This is a genomic window from Rhizobiaceae bacterium, assembly GCA_023953835.1.
In the GTDB taxonomy this organism is placed as follows: domain Bacteria; phylum Pseudomonadota; class Alphaproteobacteria; order Rhizobiales; family Rhizobiaceae; genus Mesorhizobium_G.
In genome coordinates this window covers 1,526,123-1,547,898 of the sequence record JAMLJB010000001.1, presented here as the reverse complement: position 1 = coordinate 1,547,898, position 21,776 = coordinate 1,526,123, and the positions used below count along the sequence as shown (strand labels likewise).

At 62.0% G+C, this 21,776-nt stretch carries 19 protein-coding genes; 14 read left to right on the top strand and 5 right to left on the bottom strand.

Annotated elements, in window-relative coordinates:
• Positions 1–164: 164 nt before the first annotated feature.
• The 4 genes from M9924_07215 to dnaQ all read left to right on the top strand — a co-directional run bounded on the left by M9924_07215 (position 165) and on the right by dnaQ (position 2,979).
• On the top strand, positions 165–764 hold the full coding sequence (locus M9924_07215; GenBank protein MCO5064193.1) for a Maf-like protein: 600 nt from the start codon (positions 165–167) through the stop codon (positions 762–764).
• Positions 757–1,596, top strand: a complete 840-nt coding sequence (locus tag M9924_07210) for a shikimate dehydrogenase (protein ID MCO5064192.1) — start codon at positions 757–759, stop codon at positions 1,594–1,596. The genes M9924_07215 and M9924_07210 overlap by 8 nt, the downstream gene beginning before the upstream one ends.
• Positions 1,596–2,183: a dephospho-CoA kinase gene (gene coaE, locus M9924_07205; GenBank protein ID MCO5064191.1), complete on the top strand. Its 588-nt coding sequence runs from the start codon at positions 1,596–1,598 to the stop codon at positions 2,181–2,183. Before M9924_07210 ends, coaE begins: the two co-directional genes overlap by 1 nt.
• A 94-nt stretch (positions 2,184–2,277) precedes the next feature.
• Entirely contained in the window at positions 2,278–2,979 is a 702-nt protein-coding gene (dnaQ, locus tag M9924_07200; GenBank protein ID MCO5064190.1) for a DNA polymerase III subunit epsilon, read from the top strand.
• A 9-nt stretch (positions 2,980–2,988) separates the two neighbouring features.
• Here dnaQ and secB read toward each other — a convergent pair whose 3' ends face one another.
• Complete coding sequence (gene secB, locus M9924_07195; protein ID MCO5064189.1) at positions 2,989–3,504, bottom strand: protein-export chaperone SecB; 516 nt, start codon at positions 3,502–3,504, stop codon at positions 2,989–2,991.
• A gap of 83 nt (positions 3,505–3,587) precedes the next feature.
• Positions 3,588–4,073, bottom strand: coding sequence for a membrane protein FxsA (gene fxsA / locus M9924_07190; GenBank protein MCO5064188.1), 486 nt, complete (start codon positions 4,071–4,073; stop codon positions 3,588–3,590).
• A 167-nt stretch (positions 4,074–4,240) separates the two neighbouring features.
• On the opposite strand from fxsA, the gene M9924_07185 reads away from it, so the two are divergent.
• From M9924_07185 to M9924_07170, 4 genes are read left to right on the top strand one after another with little or no spacing between them, the layout of a single operon-like run.
• Positions 4,241–4,945: a Tim44/TimA family putative adaptor protein gene (locus M9924_07185; protein MCO5064187.1), complete on the top strand. Its 705-nt coding sequence runs from the start codon at positions 4,241–4,243 to the stop codon at positions 4,943–4,945.
• Between the two features lie 18 nt (positions 4,946–4,963).
• Positions 4,964–6,064 (top strand): murein transglycosylase A, encoded by a 1,101-nt coding sequence (locus M9924_07180; protein MCO5064186.1) that lies wholly within the window; start codon positions 4,964–4,966, stop codon positions 6,062–6,064.
• A complete protein-coding gene (locus M9924_07175) occupies positions 6,061–6,618 on the top strand; it encodes a Smr/MutS family protein (GenBank protein MCO5064185.1) in 558 nt (185 codons plus the stop codon). Before M9924_07180 ends, M9924_07175 begins: the two co-directional genes overlap by 4 nt.
• Complete coding sequence (locus M9924_07170) at positions 6,615–6,983, top strand: helix-turn-helix domain-containing protein (protein ID MCO5064184.1); 369 nt, start codon at positions 6,615–6,617, stop codon at positions 6,981–6,983. The genes M9924_07175 and M9924_07170 overlap by 4 nt, the downstream gene beginning before the upstream one ends.
• Before the next feature lie 37 nt (positions 6,984–7,020).
• On the opposite strand, the gene M9924_07165 is transcribed toward M9924_07170, so the two are convergent.
• From M9924_07165 to hslV, 3 genes are all read right to left on the bottom strand, one after another.
• The gene (locus tag M9924_07165; protein ID MCO5064183.1) at positions 7,021–7,986 is read right to left on the bottom strand and encodes a DUF1402 family protein; all 966 of its coding nucleotides are present in this window, start codon (positions 7,984–7,986) and stop codon (positions 7,021–7,023) included.
• A 94-nt stretch (positions 7,987–8,080) separates the two neighbouring features.
• The gene (gene hslU, locus M9924_07160) at positions 8,081–9,388 is read right to left on the bottom strand and encodes an ATP-dependent protease ATPase subunit HslU (protein ID MCO5064182.1); all 1,308 of its coding nucleotides are present in this window, start codon (positions 9,386–9,388) and stop codon (positions 8,081–8,083) included.
• 91 nt (positions 9,389–9,479) lie between these two features.
• Positions 9,480–10,028 carry an ATP-dependent protease subunit HslV gene (gene hslV, locus M9924_07155; GenBank protein MCO5064181.1) on the bottom strand — a complete coding sequence of 183 codons (549 nt, stop codon included), beginning with the start codon at positions 10,026–10,028 and terminating at the stop codon, positions 9,480–9,482.
• A 318-nt stretch (positions 10,029–10,346) separates the two neighbouring features.
• Between hslV and M9924_07150 the strand changes: the two genes are divergently transcribed.
• The 6 genes from M9924_07150 to hisB all read left to right on the top strand — a co-directional run bounded on the left by M9924_07150 (position 10,347) and on the right by hisB (position 21,775).
• A complete protein-coding gene (locus M9924_07150) occupies positions 10,347–15,845 on the top strand; it encodes a DUF4082 domain-containing protein (protein ID MCO5064180.1) in 5,499 nt (1,832 codons plus the stop codon).
• Between the two features lie 13 nt (positions 15,846–15,858).
• A complete protein-coding gene (locus tag M9924_07145; GenBank protein MCO5064179.1) occupies positions 15,859–17,082 on the top strand; it encodes a GTP-binding protein in 1,224 nt (407 codons plus the stop codon).
• Positions 17,083–17,111: 29 nt separating this feature from the next.
• Positions 17,112–17,441 (top strand): hypothetical protein, encoded by a 330-nt coding sequence (locus M9924_07140; protein MCO5064178.1) that lies wholly within the window; start codon positions 17,112–17,114, stop codon positions 17,439–17,441.
• Positions 17,442–17,473: 32 nt separating this feature from the next.
• A complete protein-coding gene (locus M9924_07135; protein ID MCO5064177.1) occupies positions 17,474–19,621 on the top strand; it encodes a peptidase domain-containing ABC transporter in 2,148 nt (715 codons plus the stop codon).
• 95 nt (positions 19,622–19,716) lie between these two features.
• Positions 19,717–21,072, top strand: coding sequence for an HlyD family type I secretion periplasmic adaptor subunit (locus tag M9924_07130; protein MCO5064176.1), 1,356 nt, complete (start codon positions 19,717–19,719; stop codon positions 21,070–21,072).
• Between the two features lie 103 nt (positions 21,073–21,175).
• Positions 21,176–21,775, top strand: a complete 600-nt coding sequence (gene hisB / locus M9924_07125; protein ID MCO5064175.1) for an imidazoleglycerol-phosphate dehydratase HisB — start codon at positions 21,176–21,178, stop codon at positions 21,773–21,775.
• The last annotated feature ends 1 nt before the right edge of the window (position 21,776 follow it).

Below are 21,776 nucleotides of genomic sequence, written 5' to 3'. Positions count from 1 at the left end.
CCGCCAACCGCAAACCCGAAGGGCCGGGCTGGTTTGGGCCAAATCCTTCGGCCATCGTCTTGTCCGGGCAACCAGCCCGACCTGCGACAATGCCCTCGGCCTTGTCGCAAACCATCATCGGCAGAATGCTTCAACCTGACCATGAAACGCTCTAGGCACAGCCGATGACTGAAAAGCTGATCCTTGCCTCCGCAAGCCCCTTCCGCAAAGCCCTGCTGCAAAATGCCGGCATTCCCTTTGAGGCTGTCCCTGCCAGGGTCGATGAACGCGCGCTGGAAGCTCCACTCAAGGACAGCGGCGTTTCGCCGGAGGATGTCGCCCTTATCCTCGCGGAAGCCAAGGCCGAGGAGGTGAGCGGCCGCCTGCCGGGCGCACTCGTGCTGGGCTGCGACCAGACGCTTTCGCTCGGCGACGAAGTGCTCCACAAGCCTGCCGACATGGAAGCGGCAAGGCGGCAGCTCCTACGCCTGTCCGGCAAAACACACAATCTCAACAGCGCGCTTGTGCTGACGCGAAACGGCGAGGCGTTGTGGCGGCACGTATCGGTCGCGACCCTTACCATGCGCGCATTGGAGCCGGGCTTCGTCGGGCGCTACCTGGCGCGCGTCGGGGACAAGGCGCTTTCCAGCGTCGGGGCCTACCAGATCGAAGGCGAGGGCATACAGCTTTTCGAGAAGGTCGAAGGCGACTACTTCACGATTGTCGGCCTGCCGCTCCTGCCTTTACTCGCCGAACTTCGCCGGATGGACTGGATCGATGGCTGACACGTCCCGCCGCGCATTCGTATGCGGCCATCCCATCGGGCATTCCCGTTCGCCCGCCATCCATCGCTACTGGCTGGCCCAGTACGGGCTCGCCGGCACCTATGATGCGATCGATGTCGCGCCGGAAGAGTTCACAGCGTTTGCAACCGGCCTTGCCGAGCGAGGGCTCATCGGCGGCAATGTCACCATCCCGCACAAGGAGATCGCCTATCGGCTGGCAGTGCGCCGGGATGCGGCGGCGGAAGCAATCGGTGCGGTGAACACGCTTTGGCTGGAAGACGGGCTTCTGTGCGGAAGCAATACGGACGCCTATGGCTTCGCGGCAAATCTCGACGACCGTGCTCCGGGCTGGCACGAGGTGCGAACCGCCGTCGTGCTTGGAGCCGGCGGCGCGGCGCGAGCGATCGTCCACGCGCTTCTGGGACGAAATATTCGCGATGTGCGCGTGCTGAACCGGACGCGCGAACGGGCGCAGGACCTTGCCGACAGCTTTGGCGGAGATGTGTCAGCGCATGACCTGTCCGCTGCTGGGGGTCTGCTTGCGGATGCGGGACTGCTCGTCAACACGACGTCGCTCGGCATGTCGGGCCATGGCGGGCTTCCCGCCGATCCCGGCCTGTTGCCGGAGGGCGCGCTGGTGACCGACATCGTTTATGTCCCGCTTGAAACGCCTTTTCTTGCCGCGGCCCGGCAGCGCGGCCTGAAAACCGTCGATGGCCTCGGGATGCTGCTGCATCAGGCTGTGCCTGGCTTCGAACGCTGGTTCGGCATGCGTCCCAAGGTCACCGAAGAGCTTCGACGCCATGTCCTCGCCAGCATGGACGCGCATTGATGATCGTGCTCGGCCTCACCGGCTCCATCGGAATGGGAAAATCGACCACAGCCAAAATGTTCGCCGAAGCGGGCGTGCCGGTCCATGATTCCGACGAGGCCGTCCACAGGCTCTACCGGGGCGAGGCGGCCCCGCTCGTCGAGCAGGCTTTTCCGGGCACCACGCATGACGGCGAGGTGGACCGTGCGCTGCTGGCGCAAAGGGTGCTCGGCGATGCCGCGGCGTTGAAGAAGCTGGAAGCCATCGTTCATCCACTGGTGCGCGGCGATGCCGATGCCTTCCTCGACTGTCATCGCAAGGCGGGTGCGCCGCTCGTCGTGCTCGACATTCCGCTTCTGTTCGAGACGGGCGGGCGCGAGCGCGTCGACAGGATCGTCGTGGTCACGGCGTCACCGGACATCCAGCGCAAGCGCGTGCTCGAACGCCCGGGCATGACGGAAGCCAAATTCGAGTCGATCCTGCAAAAGCAGATGCCGGATGCCGAAAAGAGACGGCAGGCGGACTATATCGTCGACACGGGGGAGGGCATGGAAGCCGCGCGCGCCGCCGTTGCCGCGATCATTTCCGACTTGCTGAACGGCGATTGATCTACGTCGGCTTCTTTTCCCCGGATTTTCGTGATCGGGGATTCCATCGCAAATGCATAGCGGCTACGATTCACGTGAAACAGAGCGGCGGCCCATGCGCGAAATCATCTTCGACACTGAAACAACGGGACTCGATTTCCGGCTCGACCGGGTGATCGAGATCGGGGCCATCGAACTGGTCAACCGTTTCCCGACGGGCCGCATGTTCCACGAATATATTCATCCCGATGGCCGCGACATCCACCCGGAAGCACTCGCCGTGCACGGCATCTCGCTTGAGTCGCTTACCGGAAAGCCGATCTTCGGCGGCATCGCGGACCGGTTCATGGAGTTCATCGACGGCGCGAAGCTCGTCGCGCACAACGCCACCTTCGACATGAATTTCATCAATGCCGAGCTTGAACGTCTCGGCTTCCCGGCGGTCGAGCCCGCCCGCGTCGTGGATACGCTTGTGCTCGCCCGGCGCAAGCATCCGATGGGTCCCAATTCGCTCGATGCGCTCTGCCGGCGTTACGGCATCGACAACAGCCGCCGCACAAGGCATGGCGCGCTGCTGGACTCCGAACTGCTTGCCGAGGTCTATGTCGAACTGATCGGCGGCAAGCAGGCCGCCATGCTGCTCGAAACGCCGCTCGGCGGAATCTCCTCTTCATCCAACGGCGCGCGCTCGGAAATCGTTCTGCGCGCCCGGCCAATACCGCTGCCGCCGCGCCTCAGTCCGGAAGAGAAAGAGGCCCATGACCGGATGGTCACGGGCCTCGGAGACAATTCGATCTGGTCGAAACTCGGCCAGTAGATACTGATCCTAGTTGTTCGCCGCCTGCACCTTGGCGCGCGCCTGGTCCTCGGCGATCTTTTGCTGGAACATCTGGACGAAATCGATCGGATCGAGCATCAACGGCGGGTATCCACCATTGCGCGTGGCATCGGCGATGATCTGCCGCGCGAAGGGGAACAGCAGGCGCGGGCATTCGATGAACAGGATCGGCAGCATGTGCTCCTGCGGAAAGTTCTCGACGTGGAAAACGCCGCCATACATCAGCTCGACATTGAACAGCACGGTGCTGTCGACCTGAGCCTTCGCATTCAGCGAAAGCACGACATCGAATTCTGTATCTGACACGGGATTGGCGTTCACATTCACGCCGATATTGATGTTCGGCGCCTTTTCGCGCGCCTGAAGCGTCTTGGGAGCACCGGGGCTCTCGAAAGAAAGGTCCTTGAGATACTGTACAAGGACATTCAGCACCGGCGGCTTGCCGTTCGCCTCACCCTGCGCGTTTCCGTTTTCGGGGGCCGTTCCCTTTTTCTCAGCAGCCATTTGCTAAGTTTCCTTGTTCTCTTGGGCCGACGAGGCCGAAAAAATCCCGCGCTCGCTAGCACGCTGTCTCATCAAGCACAAGCTCAACGGCCATCGCGGTCGATTCGCCGCCAGGGCGAATCGGGATTGGGATCGGCCTCGTAGTCGTCCTCGTCAAGATCGATGGTCCGCTCGCGGCGCGGCGCTCCGCCAAAGTCGCGGCTGACGACGACGGTCCTGAAATCCACATTGCGACTCAGCCACCGCCAGACGAAGTCCCTGACCGGCGGCACGAACAGCGCCAGCCCGAAAATATCGCTCACGAAGCCCGGCACCAGCAGCAGAAAGCCCGCCAGAAGGATCATCGCGCCATGCGCAAGTTCACGTCCCGGGCTGCGTCCTGCTTCCATTTCCGAGCGGAGACGCGACAGCACCCCAAAACCCTGATGCCGCAGCAACGCGGCGCCGAGCACGCCCATGGCGATTGTGAGCGCAATGGTCGACAGCACCCCGACCTCTCGACCGACAATCACAAAGCCGGCAATCTCGATCAGTGGCCAGACAAGGAATATGAGAACCGAAAAGCGCACATCAAACCCCGAGCTGCTATTATTGCCGACTACGAAAGAAGGCACTTGATCTACATAGGGACATTATTGCTTGATTTGAATGCTGCGATGATGCGTTCTATATGCATTGGGAATTCGCGCAATTGCGCGCAGCAGGCCGGTAAGGCCGGAACAAGGGTTATTGAAGCGTGGAATTCCTGGACTTCGGCACGATTATCTTCATGGTCGCGGCGGTGGTGATCTTCTACCAGCTGCGCAACGTGCTCGGGCGGCGGACGGGAAATGAGCGCCCGCCCTTCGATCCCTATTCGCGCCCGGCCCCGAACGGCGCATCCGATCCGGCCAAGGCCGAAAATGTCGTTTCCCTGCCGCGCAAGCGCGCGCCCGGCGAACCCGAGATCGCCTATCTGGCCATCGATTCGGTCGCCAAGCCGGGCACGGACCTCAACAAGGGGCTGCGCGCCATCCGCGACGCCGACCCATCGTTCGATCCCAAGGCGTTCCTCGACGGTGCGAAGATGGCCTATGAGATGATCGTGACGGCCTTTGCTGCGGGCGATCGGAAAACGCTGAAGAACCTTCTGTCCAAGGAGGTTTATGATGGGTTCATCGCTGCGATCAACGAGCGCGAGACCAAGTCCGAGCAGATTCAGTCCTCCTTTGTCGGCATCGACAAAGCCGACTACATGTCGGCGGAAATGAAGGGCACAGAGGCCCACGTCACGCTGAGGCTTGTAAGTGAACTTATTTCCGCCACGCGCGACAAATCGGGCGCTGTCATCAACGGTGATCCCGAGACCGTGGCCGAGGTAAAGGATGTCTGGACATTCGCGCGCGATACACGCTCCAAGGACCCGAACTGGAAGCTCGTCGCGACCGAAGAGGAAGAATAAGTCTTATTGGCCTTGGCCATGCTGTCAGGCTTTCGTCCCATCTCGTTTCGCGACATTCCGGGCTGGATTGAGGACGACCAGTCCGGGGCATTCGATGCGTTTCGCAGGTGCGCCGGACATGCGGCGCACAAGCCCTACCGAACCGGATCGCTGGGCGTGAGCTTCGAATCATTCCTACCCTCCTTTGAGGACGCGCGGGGCCGTACCCCGCTCGACCGGGTGGCGGCACGGCAGTTCTTCGAGCGGCATTTCCGGCCCGCGATTGTCCTCAATGAGTCCGGTTCGACGGACGGATTTGTCACCGGATTCTATGAGCCGGAGGTGGAAGCCTCGCCGGTCAGGACGGAGCGGTTCAACGTCCCCCTCCTGCGCAGGCCTTCCGATCTGGTCGATGTTGACGATCACAGCCGGCCCGCCGCGCTCGATCCCTATCTTGCTTTCGCGCGAAAAACCGGCTCCGGTCTGGTCGAGTATCATGATCGTGAAGCCATCGACCGGGGCGCGGTTTCCGGGCAGGGGCTGGAAATGGCTTGGGTGGCCGATCCCGTCGACGCCTATTTCATCCATGTCCAGGGCGCGGCCCGCCTCCTGATGCCGGATGGTTCGGTGCGTCGCGTGACCTATGCCGCCAAATCCGGCCAGCGCTTTACCGGGGCGGGCAAGGTGCTGGCGGAACTGGGCGAGATTCCGCTTGAAAAAATCACCATGCAGTCGATCCGCGCATGGTTCAGGTCGAACCCCGGCAGGGTGCATGAAATCCTGTGGCGGAACCGCTCTTACATCTTTTTTCGCGATGCGCCGGTCGATGACCCCGCGCTTGGGCCGGTTGCGGCGGCAAAGGTGCCGCTGACGCCCGGCCGTTCGATTGCCGTGGATCGCCTGCTCCACACATTCGGCACGCCGGTCTTTGTCGATTCGCCGACGCTTTCGGCCTTCGGCGGCAGGTCGTTCGCCCGCCTCCTGATCGCGCAGGACACGGGTTCGGCCATCGTCGGCGCCGCGCGTGGCGATCTCTTTGCCGGTTCCGGTGCTGCGGCGGGCGAGATTGCCGGTGTGGTGCGCAACGCCGCCACCTTCTATGCCCTTATCCCGCGTTCATTGGCCGGAGGCGACGGATGAGCGGCCAGAAGGGGAGGGAGCTGACCGAGGACGACCGCATCCTGTGGGACATGGTGGCCCGGTCCGTTACGCCGTCCGTCCCGCCTAAGCGCCATGCGGCGGCGAAGCCGAAACATCAACATGTCCCGGGCGAGCAACCCGAACCGAAGGAGCCCGGCGGCGGCAAGACGGTCGCTCTGCCGGCGTACCGGCCCGCCGCGCCCGTGCGTCCGCCTGCCCGGTCGCATCTCGATTCGCAAACCCTCGACAAGCTTGCGAAAGGACGCCTGCCCCTGGAAGCGCGTGTCGACCTGCACGGAATGCGGCAGGACGAGGCCCATGGTCTGCTCCTGTCCTTTCTCGCACGCGCCCATGCGCGCGGCGTCCGGTATGTACTCATCATCACCGGCAAGGGATCTTCTTCCGGCGGCGACGGCGTTCTGCGCCGTTCGGTTCCCGGCTGGCTTTCGACCGCGCCTTTCAGGCAATATGTTTCCGCGCATGAAAGTGCGGCCCGTGGCCATGGCGGATCGGGTGCGCTCTATGTGAGGCTGAAGCGGGTGCGCAATCCATGACTCCGTTCGGTGTGCGAATCAGGCAATTGCGGGAGCAGAAGGGTGTCTCGCAAAAGGAGATGGCGGCGGCCATCGGCGTCTCGCCTGCCTATCTCTCCGCGCTCGAGCATGGCCGGCGCGGCACGCCGAGCTGGCCCCTGCTCCAGAAGATGCTCGGCTACTTCAACGTGATCTGGGACGAGGCGGAGGAGCTGAGTCGTCTTGCACACGAATCCGACCCGCGCGTGACTGTGGACACGTCGGGTCTGTCGCCCAAGGCGACCGAGCTTGCCAACCTGCTGGCAGAGCGCATCTCATCGCTGGATGACGCGCAACTTGACGCAATTCTCGCGCAAATTCGAAATTATGCGGGCGCGTTTCGGTGAGTTTTGCGATTTTTGCGCCGGGAATCGCCCTACTTAGCTAGAATAGCGCGCTCAGTTCGGCGAGCTTTTCGTTCACCAGCCACCCATAATAGTTTTCCTGCGGAAGCTTTTCCGCTTCGCCCGCTGCCTGTCGCTTCGCGTTCTCGTTGCGCAGCGCTGCCGCCCTCGCTTCGGGGTTCCCGAGATTGTAGAGCGTGGCCGTGATGCCCGGATTCCGTGAGATGTCGAACCCGGCGATATTCTTATAGGCATCGATCGACTTACGGAGCGTTGCGGCCACGTAAGGTATTGATTTATCTGGGTCCATGATCGTTTCATAGACGTCGTTCGGCTCCGATGCGTCGAGCTTCTCGAAGCCGGAGGTCCGGTTCACCGTGTCGCTCATCTGGAGCGCGGTCAGCGGGTTCAACTGGCCGAGTCCGAACGTCTGCCCCGCATAGAAGGGCTGGAAGAACACCGCGCTGAACCTGTTGTTCGGATAGCTGCGACCGTCGACGGTCTGGCCGCGAAAGCTGCGGTTCCAGACGTCCTCCCGGCAGGTCCACAAGGTGTAACTATCTGATTTTGAAGCGCAAACAGAAAATTGCGGCCTTTGGACAAAGCTCGCGACATCCTCACCCTTGTACTCGAACTTGAGGCTGTTGCTCAGATAGGCGATGGCCTTCACATAGTAGGTCTGCAACCTGTCATAGGCGTCGACATTGTAGGTGTGTTCGCCAACGATCGCGCCGACGATGTGCATCGGGTCGATACCGTAGGCCGCGGCTGCCTGCTTGATCTTTGAGCGCAGCCGCGAGTCATTCTCCAGGAGATTGTAAACCTTGCGATATTTGCTCTCGAAGCTGCCTTTGGAAGCCTTGGTGCGCTTGATCGAGGCACCCGGCACAGGAGGCTGCTCGGCGTTGCGGTTGCCCGGCGGCACGACGGTGAGGGCGTGCGCCGCCACCACAGCCTGGGCAAGGGTGAGCGCTGCAAGAACGCCTGCCAGAACGAATTTTCTCATTGTAAAGCGCATACTCCGGTCACTCACCCTTTATCGGGGCGGGCGGCAAAAGTCACGCTTTCGCCGCCGATCGTGGCCGCATGATGGACTCGCCTCAAAGAATGAATCGGGACAGGTCCGTGTTCTTGGCAAGGTCGCCGACCTGCTTGCCGACATAGTCCGCGTCGATGGTCACCGACTTGCCGGACTGGTCAGGCGCTTCGAATGAAATCTGGTCCAGCACGCGTTCCATGACCGTTTGCAGCCGCCGTGCGCCGATGTTCTCGACCGATGCGTTCAGGTCCACGGCGATGCCGGCCAGCGAGTCGATCGCATCCTCGGTGAATTCCAGCGTCACGCCTTCGGTCGCCATCAAGGCTATGTATTGCTTGATGAGGCTCGCCTCCGTCTCGGTCAGGATGCGACGGAAATCGTCCTTTTCGAGCGCCCGAAGCTCGACGCGTATCGGCAATCGGCCCTGCAGTTCGGGGAGGAGGTCCGACGGTTTGGAAACGTGGAACGCACCCGAGGCGATGAACAATATATGGTCCGTCTTGACCGGCCCGTACTTCGTCGCAACCGTCGTGCCCTCGACCAGCGGCAGCAGGTCGCGCTGCACGCCCTCGCGCGAGGGCCCGCCGGAAATGTCGCTGCGCGCCGCGATCTTGTCGATTTCGTCGAGAAAGACGATGCCGTCGTTCTCGGCGGATATGAGCGCCTGCCGCACGACTTCGTCCTGGTCGAGGAGCTTGTCGGATTCGTCGGCGATGAGCACCTCGTAGGACTGTTTGACGGTGGTCTTGACGGACTTGGTCCGCTTGCCGCCCATTGCCTTCTGCATCATGTCGGAGAGGTTGATCATGCCGACGCCGCCCGGCATGCCGGGGATTTCGAAGCCGGGCATGCCGCCGGTGCCGGTGTCGCTTATTTCCACCTCGATTTCCTTGTCATCCAATTCGCCGTCCCGCAGCCGCTTGCGGAACGAGTCGCGCGTTGCAGGGCTTGCGGTCTTGCCGACAAGGGCGTCCAGCACGCGTTCCTCGGCATTGACGTGGGCGCGGGCCTTGACGTCCTCGCGCATTTTCTCGCGGACAAGGCCGATGGAGACTTCGACCAGATCGCGCACGATCTGCTCGACGTCGCGCCCGACATAGCCGACTTCGGTGAATTTGGTCGCCTCGACCTTGATGAAGGGAGCGCCCGCCAGCTTGGCGAGACGGCGCGAAATTTCCGTCTTGCCGACCCCGGTCGGGCCGATCATCAGGATGTTCTTCGGCATGACCTCTTCGCGCATCTGGCCTTCAAGCTGCTGGCGGCGCCAGCGGTTGCGCAGCGCGATCGCGACCGCGCGCTTTGCGTCCTTCTGTCCGATAATGAAGCGGTCGAGTTCGGAAACGATCTCGCGGGGGGAAAAATTGCTCATGATATCCTCGATAGGTCACAGGCTCCGGGAAAGCCCGCGGTTCTTGCTTGCGGGCTATGGACGCCATCAAATCGTCTTTGGCAAACGGGTCTCAGGCCGCATCGAGCGCTTCGACCACGACATTGTGATTGGTATAGACGCAGATGTCGGCAGCGATCTGCATTGCCTTGCGTGCGATCTCCTCGGCCCCGGCATCGGTGTCGATCAGGGCGCGCGCAGCGGCGAGCGCGTAGTTCCCGCCCGAACCGATGGCCATGACGCCATGTTCAGGTTCGAGCACGTCGCCCGTTCCCGTGAGCGCCAGAGTCACGTGCTTGTCGGCCACCAGCATCATGGCTTCAAGACGGCGAAGGTAGCGATCGGTGCGCCAGTCCTTGGCGAGTTCGACACAGGCCCTTGTGAGCTGGTCAGGATATTGTTCGAGCTTGGCTTCGAGCCGCTCCAGCAGCGTGAAGGCGTCCGCGGTCGCCCCGGCGAACCCGGCGATCACATTGCCTTTTCCGAGACGGCGAACCTTGCGGGCGTTACCTTTCATGACCGTCTGGCCGAGGCTTACCTGCCCGTCGCCTGCGATCACGACCTTCTTGCCCTTGCGCACGGTCACGATGGTCGTGGCGTGCATGGTCAATTCATTCGACATATATTTCTCCGATGGCGCGCAGCCCCGGACGGCGACAGCGCGGTACGAGTTGATGCAACGATATGTAGGCCGGACCGACGCGAATGCAATGGAAGTTGCCAACGGGCAGCCCGACATCCTGCAGCGGCGACTCTGCGTGCCCGAACTACCACAAAAGGCGTAGAATTTCCGAAAGAGCGACGTAGAACCGGCTACGACTAACGCCGTTGAACCGCTGTCCCCGCATCCACCAATGACTCGCCGTTCGGCCTGTTTTGCCAACATTCGCCTCGGCCCGCTTTCCGGCATTCTGCAGATTGGCAAAATAAGGGGCGGACTATGCAGAAGATTGGCAAACGCCAACTGATCAACAAACGCGCGGCCGAAAAGAAAGAGGGTGCGGAAAAGACGTTCCGCTATGCGGCGCAGCAGGGTGACCCGGCCACGCAGGGAGACGTCGAAAACGGCGTCTGGACCGTGGCGCAGGCGACCACCGCTCAGTCAGAGGCGCAGACGACCCCTGTCAACTCGTCCGGCAAGCAGGCGGTTCGCAGCTTTTCCGTGGATGCGGCATCGTTCGACACGGTCGAGAGCGTCACGGTAACGCCCCAGAGTTCTCCCAGCGATTCCGGCGGCGAATCCAGCCTGGATCTCGGCAGTGCATTCAACGCACTTTCGACGTCGACCCCGACCGACACGACCGGCTCGGGCAGTTCCTTCTCCACCTCCGCCAGCACCACGATTGTTCCGCGCACCGAAACGACTTCGTTTTCCACCGATAGCGGAACAACGACGACGACAACCACAAAGACCACAGCAGCGCTGACGTCCACCGCACCGGCTGCTCTCGCCGCCGCAGGACCCAACAAGATCGTTCTCGAGAACCAGAAGCAGGGCACCCCTGAAAGCGAATGGGGTGTCGAAGGTGACGGCGATCCGACGATCCAGGGCTTTGCCACGCAGATCAGCACCAATGTCGGCGGCACGGTCGATTTCAAGATCGCGACCGATTCGACGGACTATCGCATCGAAATCTACCGCATGGGCTATTATGGCGGAGACGGTGCGCGCAAGATCGCGACCATCGACAAGAACCTGACGACCGCGCAGGTCCAGCCGCATCCGCTGGTCGACTATACGACCGGCCTCATCGATTGCTCCAACTGGTCGGTTTCGGCGAGCTGGCAGATTCCCGAAGATTCCGTCTCCGGCATCTATTTCGCGAAACTGGTGCGCGAGGATGGCGGCGGCTCGAATGGCGGCGCGAGCATCGTGCCGTTCATCGTGCGCGAAGACGGCTCGACCAGCGACATCGTGTTCCAGACCTCGGACACCACCTGGCAGGCTTACAATGCCTGGGGCGGCGCGAGCCTCTATGAAGGCGATCTGCCGATCGATCCGAACGACATGATCGGCTGGATCCCGCCAAACTGCCATTGCTCGATCAATGCGATCGGCAAGGCCACGGCGGTCAGCTACAACCGCCCCTTCGCCACTCAAAGCAGCACCATGGGCGGAACGTGGGACTACGTGTTCGGGCCGGAGATGGCCGCCGTTCGCTGGCTTGAGCAGAACGGCTACGACATGTCGTATATTTCCGGCGTGGACACCGCGCGCAATGGCGCGCAACTTCTCAACCACGACGCCTTCCTGTCGGTCGGGCACGACGAATACTGGTCTGCCGAACAGAGGGCAAATGTGGAGAACGCGCGCGATTCGGGCGTGAATCTCGCATTCTGGAGCGGCAATGAAATCTACTGGAAGGTCCAGTGGGCGGCCGACGCGGAAGGTAATGCATATCGCACGCTCGTTTCCTACAAGGAGACCTGGGGGCTTCGCGAAAACCCCACCGACATTTCCACCGGCACGTGGCGCGACCCGCGCTTTGCCGACGAGGGGCAGGAGCCGGAAAACTCACTTACCGGCACGATGTTCAGCGTCGACGCTTACCGGGCCGACACCATCACCATTCCGTATGAAATGTCGAACCTGAGGTTCTGGCGGAATACGGACGTTTCCGAGCTTCAGCCGGGCGAAACATACGCGCTGGTCCAGAACCTGCTGGGCTATGAGTGGGATTCCGACGTTGAGAACGGATACCGCCCCGCCGGCCTCATCAACATGTCGTTGTCGACCGTGGAGGTCAATCAGTACCTGCGCGACTATGGCACCCAGGTTGGATACAATCCTGCCGCCGAGCACAGCCTTACAATGTATCGCGCGGAAAGCGGCGCGCTCGTCTTCAGCGCCGGGACCGTCTTCTGGTCGTGGGGTCTCGACGACGGCCACTACGGAACGCCGACGCCGACCGACCCGAATGTCCAGCAGGCCATGGTGAACATGTTTGCCGACATGGGCATCCAGCCGGAAACATTGCAGGCAAGCCTCGTAATTGCCACGCAAAGCACGGATTTCACCAAGCCCACATCGACCATTACATCTCCGATCGTTGGGGCCACCTTCGTGGAAGGCCAGCACGTGACGATCACGGGCACGGCGTCCGACACAGGTGGGGGCATCGTCGCGGCCGTCGAATTTTCCTACGATGGCGGGCAGAGCTGGTGGAAGACCACCGGCCGGGAGAACTGGTCCTATAACTGGGTTGTCCAGGCAAGCGGCAACTACACGCTCATGTCGCGTGCGGTCGATGACAGCCTCAATATGGAGACACCCTCCGCGGGGAAGTCGGTGACCGTGGCGCTTCCGACGACATCAAGCCTGTGGACCTATGCCTCGACTCCTGACGAAGAGACGGTTCTGGACAAGGAGAGCGTCGAACTCGGCGTCCGGTTCCAGTCTTCGACTGCCGGAACGGTTCAGGGCATCCGCTTCTTCAAGGGTTTCTATAACATCGGCCAGCATGAGGTGAGCCTCTGGAGCGCCAGCGGCCAGCTTCTCGCACGGGGAATTTCGACGGGCGAATCGCTCGACGGCTGGCAACAGGTGCTGTTCTCGACGCCTGTGCAGATCAATGCGAACACGACCTATATCGCGTCGTACCACACAGGCGGCTATTATTCCGCCGATACGGGCTATTTCGACTCGTCCTACTCGACCGGACCTCTGACTGTGCAGGCAGGCGGAGGGGTTTACGCCTATGGCGACTCTCCTCTCTTCCCAAACAATGTCTTTGAGAACGAAAACTACTGGGTTGACGTGGTGTTCCAGCCAAACCAGCAGAACGTCGCGCCGGTCGCTAACAATGATTCAGGCTTCACCACTGTTGCGGGAAGCCCGCTCACGCTTGCATTCGCCGCACTGACCGCAAACGACACCGACGCGAATGGAGATGCGTTGAGCGTCACGGGCGTGTCCAACGCCGTCAACGGCACCGTCGCTATCAACGCCCAGACCGGTTCGGTGGTTTTCACACCAACCGCCGGCTATACCGGCGCGGCGAGCTTCAAATACACGATTTCCGACGGACGCGGCGGCACCTCGACGGCGACCGTCAACCTGAACGTCAATCCGGCTCCTTCGGGCGTTTCACTTTTCGGCTCCGGCGCGGGATCGAACGGCGCATCCGCGTCCGACGGACTCGGCGTCGAGCTTGGCATGCGCTTCGTCAGCTCGGCAACCGGTACGGTCTCGGGGATAAAGTTCTACAAGGCCGTCGGTGAAACCGGCACACATACAGGCTCTCTCTGGAAGGCCGACGGCACCCTGCTCGGCACGCTCACATTCTCGGGCGAGTCCGCAAGCGGCTGGCAGACGGCGGTATTCTCGAATCCCATCGCGATCGTCGCCGGGCAGCAATACATTGTGTCCTATCACTCGAACGGCACGTATCAATACACCACCGGCTTCTTCAACGCGCCGGTGACGAATGGGCCGCTGACTGCGCCAGCCAATTCGGGAAGCAGCGGCAACGGCGTCTACAACTATTCGAACAATGTCAGCTTTCCGAACCAGACCTGGCAGGCGTCCAACTATTGGGTGGACGTGCTGTTCAACCAGTCTTCGGCACCCAGCAACACGCCGCCGGTTGCGACCAACGACAGCGGCTATTCGACAGCCTTCAACACGCTGTTTACGGTCGGAGCGGCAGCGTTGCTTGCCAATGACACCGATGCCGATGGCGATGCGCTTGCGATCACCGGGGTCGACCAGGCCACCAACGGAACGGTTTCGTACAATGCGACGACGCAGACCGTGTCGTTCACGCCGACGACCGGCTATTCAGGCGCAGCGAGCTTCCGCTACACTGTTTCCGACGGAAAGGGTGGAACGGCCACGGCAACTGTCAATCTGACTGTTGCCGCGCAGGTCAACACGCCGCCGGTCGCGACCAACGACAGCGGGTACTCGACCAACCAGAATACGGCGCTTTCGCTGGCGGCTTCGACGCTGCTTGCCAATGACAACGACGCCGATGGCGACGTGCTTTCGATCACCGGGGTCGACCAGGCCACCAACGGAACGGTCGGCTACAATTCTACGACCAAGGTGGTGACGTTCACGCCGACGACAGGGTTCACCGGCGCTGCAAGCTTCCGCTACTCCATTTCGGACGGCAAGGGCGGGACCTCTTCTGCAACGGTCAGCTTCTCGGTGAATGCCTCCGGCTCACAGACCGTAAGCCTGTTCCCCAACGGGACCCCGGCCAATACGGCAACCGACGACCCGAATTCCGTCGAACTCGGAATGCGGTTCACGGTGAGCCAGACGGGGCTCATCACCGGCATCCGCTACTACAAGGGCGCAAACGACACCGGGACGCATACCGGCTCGCTGTGGACGTCCGGCGGTACGCTGCTCACCAGCGGCACCTTCACCAATGAAACGGCCAGCGGCTGGCAGACACTGACGTTCTCGCAGCCTGTCAACGTTGCGGCCGGCACGCAGCTCGTGGTGAGCTATCACTCCAACGGCAGTTACGCCTCGACGACGAACTACTTCACCTCGGCGATCACCAACGGCCCGCTCACGGCGCAAGGCACCAACAACGGTGTCTATGCCTACGGTTCGAGCAGCCTGTTCCCGACACAAAGCTGGCAGGCGTCCAACTACTGGGTCGATGTCATGTTCCAGAGCGGCAGCGCGAATGTGTCGCCGGTCGCGGCCAATGACACGGGGTTCAGCACGTCGTTCAACACGGCCAAGGTCATCCAGGCGAGCCAGTTGCTCGCCAACGATACCGACGCGAATGGCGACGCGCTGACGGTCACCTCGGTGTCGAACGCGGTGAACGGAAGTGTGGCGTTCAACCAGAGCAACAACCAGGTGACGTTCACGCCGAATGTCGGCTTTACGGGAGGTGCGAGCTTCACCTACTCGATTTCCGACGGTCGTGGCGGCACATCGTCGGCAAACGTCAGCCTGACGGTGAACCCCGCTGTCGTGGCGACGCAAAGCCTGTTCTCGGCCTCGGACGTGCCGACCATACTGAACGAGAACGACCCGCAGCCGGTACAGCTCGGCATGAAGTTCCAGACCGATGTCGCGGGCTGGATCACCGGCTTCAAGTTCTACAAGGGAACGCAGAACACCGGCACGCACACGGCAAATCTGTGGACCGCCTCGGGCACACTGATGGGCAGCGCGACCTTCACCAACGAAACGGCAAGCGGATGGCAGTATGTGGCGCTGGCGCAGGAGATCGCGGTGCAGCCGAACACGACCTACGTCGTTTCGTACAATGCCCGCAACGGCTACTCGGCAACGACGAATTACTTCACGACCGACCGTGAGAGCCAGAACCTGACCGCGCTTTCCTCGGCGCTTTCTGGCGGCAACGGTGTCTATGCCTACGGTTCCGGCACGCTGTTCCCGACATCCACCTACAACAGTACCAATTACTACGTGGACGTGGTATTCCGTCCGCAATTGGCGGCATAGGCGGGATGAAGGAATGGAAGACCATCGGGCGGGTGGATTGCTTCCAGTGACGGTCCTGGCCGGCTTCCTCGGAGCCGGCAAGACGACACTGCTCAACCATGTGCTTCGCAATGCGGGCAGCCGTCGCATTGCGGTGATCGTGAACGACATGAGCGAGGTCAACATCGACGCGGACCTGATCCGCGATGCCGATGTGACGCGCACCGACGAAACCATGGTCGAGCTTTCCAACGGCTGCATCTGCTGTACGCTGCGGGAGGATCTGCTGGTCGAGGTGCGGCGTCTCGCCGAGGCTGGACGGTTCGACTACATATTGATCGAGGGCACGGGCATCGCCGAGCCGCTGCCGATTGCCGCGTCCTTCTCGTTCAAGGACGAGGAAGGCCGCTCGCTGCGCGACGTCGCGCGGCTCGACACGATGGTGTCCGTGGTCGATGCGGCCAATCTGCTGCGCGACTTCAGAAGCGAGGAGCTGTTGAGCGACCGCGGGGAGGTGCGCGACAACGAGGACGAGCGCAGCCTGATCGACCTGTTGGTGGACCAGATCGAATTCGCGGATGTCATCGTCGTCAACAAGGCAAGCGAGATCGACGAGGAAGAACTGGACGAGGTCCGGCGTATCATCCGGTCGCTGAACATCGACGCCAAGCTGGTCGAGACCAATTTCGGAAAGGTTGACCTTTCCCGGATCCTGGACACCGGGCTCTACAGCGAGCAGAAATCCGCGACCCATCCGCTCTGGCACAAGGAGCTTTACAGCCCGGCCGAACATGTGCCGGAAACCGAGGAATACGGTATTTCAAGCTTCGTTTATCGGGCGCGTCGTCCCTTCGATCCCGAAAAGTTCCATGCATTCACCGAGCGCGAATGGAGTGGCCTGCTGCGCGCCAAGGGTCATTTCTGGCTGGCGACCCGCCCCGACTGGATAGGCCTCTATTCGGTTGCCGGCGCACAGACTAAAGTGGATCAGCGCGGCTTTTGGTGGTCCGCGGTACCGCGTTTGTACTGGCCGCGCCACGCGCAGTTTCAGGCTATGCTTCAGCGCAACTGGACGGAGGCATGGGGCGACCGCCGCCAGGAGATTGTTTTTATCGGTATTGACCTGCCCAGGGAAGAAATGACAGCGGCGCTCGACGCATGCCTTGCGGGAAGCGACGCGGGAATTGACAAGAAGGAAGTGGCCGGGATGCGCGACCCCTTCCCCGAATGGGTTCGGCACGATCACGCCGCAGCCTGATTTTTTGACCAGATGCAGTGGAGAGTGAGATGGCGGACGAACTCTATTCCGATGGTATTGGTGAGATAACGGTGACGGGGCCGATCGTCAGGATCGACCTGGTCAGCCTGTCACCCAACGAGCGCGACGCGAAAGGCAACCCGAAGCCTGTATTCCGGCAGCGCATCGTCATGCCGGTCGACGCATTTGCGAACTCGGTCGACGTGATGAACAAGGCGCTGGCCGGACTGGTCGATGCGGGCGCCGTGCGTCGCAACAATGAAGTCTCGACATTGCCGACCGCAGCAGCGGCGCCTGTCGAGCAGCCGCATTCGAAGAAGGCGGCGCCCCAGGAAAACACCTCGCCGAATTTCAACTGATATCGCGCGGAAGCAGGGGGGCCTGACGTCCGATGTCGATTGAGCAACATACAAATATTCAATGCCTGGCGCTGGTCGCCCGGCATCATGGCGTGGATGTCAGCGCCGACCGCCTCGTGCACGACTATTCGGTCGGTGAGCAGCCGGTCCCGACGCAGAAGCTGCTGCGCATGGCCAAGGACAAGGGCCTTCGCGCCAAGGCGGCGCGCATGGACCTGTCGGGCCTCGGCAAGCTGCGCGATGCCTTTCCGATTCTGGCCGAACTCAACAACGGCAACTGGGTGGTCGTGGCGAATGTCGCGACCATGCCGGACGGGCAGGTCCGCATTGGCGTGATCGATCCGCTTTCGGTCAGGCCGGAAGCGCTCATGCTCAACCAGGAGCAGTTCGAACGTAGCTGGAGCGGCAATGTCGTCCTGCTCAAGCGCGTGTTCAAGCTTTCGGACAGCAACCAGCCGTTTGGCATTCGCTGGTTCATTCCCGAGATCATCAAGCAGCGCAGCCTTTTCCGCGATGTCGCGATTGCCGCGCTGGTTCTCTACGCTCTCGGACTTGTGACTCCGATCTTCTTCCAGCTCGTCATCGACAAGGTGCTGGCGCACCAGAGCTACGCGACGCTCACCGTTCTGACCGTCGGCATCGTTGTGGCATTGCTGTTCGAGGCGACTTTCACGTTCCTGCGGCGCTATCTGCTGCTCTACGCGACGAACAAGGTCGACGTGCGTGTCTCGACGCGCACCTTCTCGCATCTCCTGAACCTGCCGATCGCGCTGTTTGAACATGCGCCCGCGGGCCTGCTCATCAAGCATATGCAGCAGGCGGGCCGCATCCGCGAATTCCTGACGGGGCGGCTGTTCCTCGGATTGCTCGACGCGTTTTCGCTGGTCGTTTTCATCCCTGTGCTGCTGCTCTACAGCGTCAAGCTCACAATGGTGGTGCTCGGGTTCACGGCCCTCGTCGGCCTCACCGTATTCATGCTGATCGGACCGTTCCAGCGCCGTCTCCAGAAACTCTATCAGGCCGAAGGCGAGCGGCAGGCGCTGCTGGTCGAGACTGTGCATGGCATGCGCGCGGTGAAATCGCTTGCGCTCGAACCGCGCCAGCGCCGCGTCTGGGACGACCAGTCCGCGCAGTCGATCTCCGAGCGCTATCATGTCGAGAAGATTTCCGCGCTGGCCCAGTCGCTGACCGGCTTGCTGGAAAAGCTGATGGGCATCGCGATCATCGTCATCGGCGCGCTGGACGTTTTCGCCGGCGCGATGACGGTCGGCACGCTGGTCGCCTTCAACATGCTGGCCAACCGCGTGTCGGGACCTTTGGTGCAGATCGTGACGATGGTCCACGAATATCAGGAAGTGTCGCTGTCGGTTCGCATGCTGGGCGAAGTGATGAACCAGCGCCCCGAGCGTTTCGGCATGGGCACCGGCCTGCAACCGGACATCAGGGGCGAAATCGAGTTCGACGCTGTTTCCTTCCACTACGGCCCGGATCGCGCTCCGGCGCTGGACGACGTGTCGTTCAGGATAGAGCCCGGCATGGTGTTCGGCATGGTGGGCAGGAGCGGTTCCGGCAAGACGACGATCACGCGCATGATCCAGGGCCTCTATCCGGTGCAGAACGGACTGGTGAAGATCGACGGGGCGGATTGCCGCGAGATCGACCTCGTTCATCTGCGCAAGAGCATCGGCGTCGTGCTTCAAGACAGCTTCCTCTTCAAAGGCACGGTGCGCGATAACATCGCTATCGCCAAGCCGGGCGCGACCCTTGACGAGATCGCATCCGCGGCGCGGCTCGCCGGCGCTGAGGAATTCATCGAACGCCTGCCGCGCGGCCTCGAGACCGAGTTGGAGGAAAACGGTTCGAACCTTTCTGGCGGCCAGAAGCAGCGGCTGGCGATTGCGCGGGCGCTGATCACCGATCCCAAGCTCTTGATTTTCGACGAGGCGACCAGCGCGCTCGATCCCGACAGCGAGGCGATCATTCGCCAGAACCTGCGCAGGATCGCCGAAGGCCGGACCGTCATCATCGTGTCCCACCGCCTGTCCACGCTGACGGACGCCGATGCGATCCTTGTGATGGAGCGCGGCAAGGTGTCCGACATCGGTCGCCATGACGAGCTTGTGTCGCGTTGCATGACCTATCGGCACCTGTGGAACCAGCAGATGAAGCAGGTGGCGTGATGGATATGAGCCAGCACAGCAAGGATGTAATGCCCGAAGTGACCGAGGCTGAGGCGAAGGGCGTTCCGTCGCCCGCGCCCGATGTTACGGTGCAGATGGCCGCGCCCAAGGCGACGCGCGAGATCATTTCCGAATTTCAGCCCGATGCCATCGAGATCGAGGAGAAAGCGCCGCCGCGCGTGGCGCGAATCACGCTTTACACGATTACGGCTCTGATCATTGCCGGAGTGACATGGGCCTCGCTGGCATCCATCGACGAAGTCGTCGTGGCGCGCGGCAAGCTCGTGACGACCAAGCCGACCATCGTCGTGCAGCCGCTCGAAACCTCTATCGTGCGGACCATCGAGGTACAGCCGGGCGATGTCGTCAAGGCGGGCCAGACGCTGGCGACGCTGGATGCGACGTTCAGCCAGGCGGATGTGGATCGTCGGCGCACGGAATATGCGGCGCTGGACGCACAGGTCAAGCGCATGGAGGCCGAGCTTCTTGGCCGCAATTATGCGGCGGAAGCAGGGTCTTCGCCCGACGAGATGCTTCAGGTTCAGGTGTTCACGCAGCGCAAGGCGTTCCATGACGCGCAGATCCAGAATTTCGACCAGCAGATCGCCGGCCAGCAAGCCGCGATCACGGCCAGCACCGACCAGCAGGCCATCCTCGCGGAACGGCAGCAGACGCTGACGCAGATCGAACTTGCCCGCGAGAAGCTGGCGAAGCAGGAAACCGGCTCGCTGATGAATATGCTGACCTCACGCGATGCGCGTCTGGCGGTCGACGCCAGCTATGCGCAGGCGGTTGGAACGCAGGCGACGGCGGAGCACGCGGTGGCGAAACTGGAAGCCGACAAGCAGGCCTTCATCGAGGATTTCCGCCGGGTAACGATGGAAACGCTTGCCGACAAGCGCAGCCAGCGCGATTCGATCGGCGAGGAGCTGAAAAAGATGGAGCTGCGCCGTGACATGGTGAAGCTCACCGCGCCTGCGGATGCGGTGGTGCTCGACCTCGCGCAGCGCTCCATCGGTTCTGTCGTGCGTGAAGCGGAACCGGTGCTGACGCTGGTGCCGCTCAACGTGCCGCTCGAAGCAGAAGTCACCATCAACGCCGGGGACATTGGCCGCGTTGCCTCGGACGCGCAGGCGCGGCTCAAGTTCGACGCCTTCCCCTTCCAGAAATTCGGAACCGGGTCGGGCTCGGTCCGCACCATCAGCCGCGACGCCTATTCGCATGACAGTTCGGCGAATGGCGGCAATGGCGGGGAAGCCGAGAGCGCAGCACCCTACTACAAGGCCCGCGTGCGGCTCGACAAGACGGACCTGCGGACGCCGACCGAAGAGGTGCTCCTTCTGCCCGGCATGGCGGTCACCGCCGAACTCAAGGTGGGCCAGCGCAAGGTGATGTCCTATTTTCTCTACCCCATCCTCAAGGGGCTCGACACGGCGATCCGGGAACCCTGATCCGCCCGGCGGTTTTGGCGCATGCCTGACGTGCGCCAAAACGCTTCATTCCTTAAGATAAATCGTCTAGAAGCCCCGCTTGGACAAGCGAGGACCATTTGTCATGGCTGGACGCAGCGCCGAAGTGAGCCGAAAGACGCGGGAAACGGACATCTCCGTTTCCCTCGATGTCGACGGCACGGGCAAGGCCGAGATCGCCACCGGCGTCGGCTTCTTCGATCATATGCTGGACCAGCTTTCGCGCCATTCGCTGATCGACATGAAGATCCTCGCGAAGGGCGACCTGCACATAGACGACCACCACACCGTCGAGGATACGGGCATCGCCATCGGACAGGCCCTGTCGAAGGCGCTGGGAGAACGGCGTGGCATTATGCGTTATGCCTCGCTCGACCTTGCCATGGACGAGACGCTGACGCGGGCGGCGGTGGACGTCTCCGGGCGGCCCTACCTCGTCTGGAAGGTCGATTTTTCGGCGCCGAAGATCGGCACATTCGACACCGAGCTTGTGCGCGAATTTTTCAATGCGCTCGCCCAGAATGCCGGCATCACCCTGCATGTGACCAATCATTACGGGGCGAACAACCACCACATTGCCGAGACCTGTTTCAAGGCGGTGGCCCGGGTGCTGCGCGCCGCGCTCGAGCGCGATCCGCGCCAGCCCGACGCCGTGCCTTCCACCAAGGGAAGCCTGAAGGGCTAGG

Coding starts and splice junctions, on each gene's coding strand:
- M9924_07130 (MCO5064176.1), top strand. CDS start 19,717: ATGGCCGCGCCCAAGGCGACGCGCGAGATCATTTCCGAATTTCAGCCC.
- M9924_07145 (MCO5064179.1), top strand. CDS start 15,859: ATGGAAGACCATCGGGCGGGTGGATTGCTTCCAGTGACGGTCCTGGCC.
- M9924_07210 (MCO5064192.1), top strand. CDS start 757: ATGGCTGACACGTCCCGCCGCGCATTCGTATGCGGCCATCCCATCGGG.
- hslV (MCO5064181.1), bottom strand. CDS start 10,028: ATGTCGAATGAATTGACCATGCACGCCACGACCATCGTGACCGTGCGC.
- M9924_07140 (MCO5064178.1), top strand. CDS start 17,112: ATGGCGGACGAACTCTATTCCGATGGTATTGGTGAGATAACGGTGACG.
- M9924_07175 (MCO5064185.1), top strand. CDS start 6,061: ATGAGCGGCCAGAAGGGGAGGGAGCTGACCGAGGACGACCGCATCCTG.
- M9924_07135 (MCO5064177.1), top strand. CDS start 17,474: ATGTCGATTGAGCAACATACAAATATTCAATGCCTGGCGCTGGTCGCC.
- M9924_07165 (MCO5064183.1), bottom strand. CDS start 7,986: ATGAGAAAATTCGTTCTGGCAGGCGTTCTTGCAGCGCTCACCCTTGCC.
- M9924_07215 (MCO5064193.1), top strand. CDS start 165: ATGACTGAAAAGCTGATCCTTGCCTCCGCAAGCCCCTTCCGCAAAGCC.
- secB (MCO5064189.1), bottom strand. CDS start 3,504: ATGGCTGCTGAGAAAAAGGGAACGGCCCCCGAAAACGGAAACGCGCAG.
- M9924_07150 (MCO5064180.1), top strand. CDS start 10,347: ATGCAGAAGATTGGCAAACGCCAACTGATCAACAAACGCGCGGCCGAA.
- M9924_07180 (MCO5064186.1), top strand. CDS start 4,964: ATGCTGTCAGGCTTTCGTCCCATCTCGTTTCGCGACATTCCGGGCTGG.
- hisB (MCO5064175.1), top strand. CDS start 21,176: ATGGCTGGACGCAGCGCCGAAGTGAGCCGAAAGACGCGGGAAACGGAC.
- hslU (MCO5064182.1), bottom strand. CDS start 9,388: ATGAGCAATTTTTCCCCCCGCGAGATCGTTTCCGAACTCGACCGCTTC.
- dnaQ (MCO5064190.1), top strand. CDS start 2,278: ATGCGCGAAATCATCTTCGACACTGAAACAACGGGACTCGATTTCCGG.
- coaE (MCO5064191.1), top strand. CDS start 1,596: ATGATCGTGCTCGGCCTCACCGGCTCCATCGGAATGGGAAAATCGACC.
- M9924_07170 (MCO5064184.1), top strand. CDS start 6,615: ATGACTCCGTTCGGTGTGCGAATCAGGCAATTGCGGGAGCAGAAGGGT.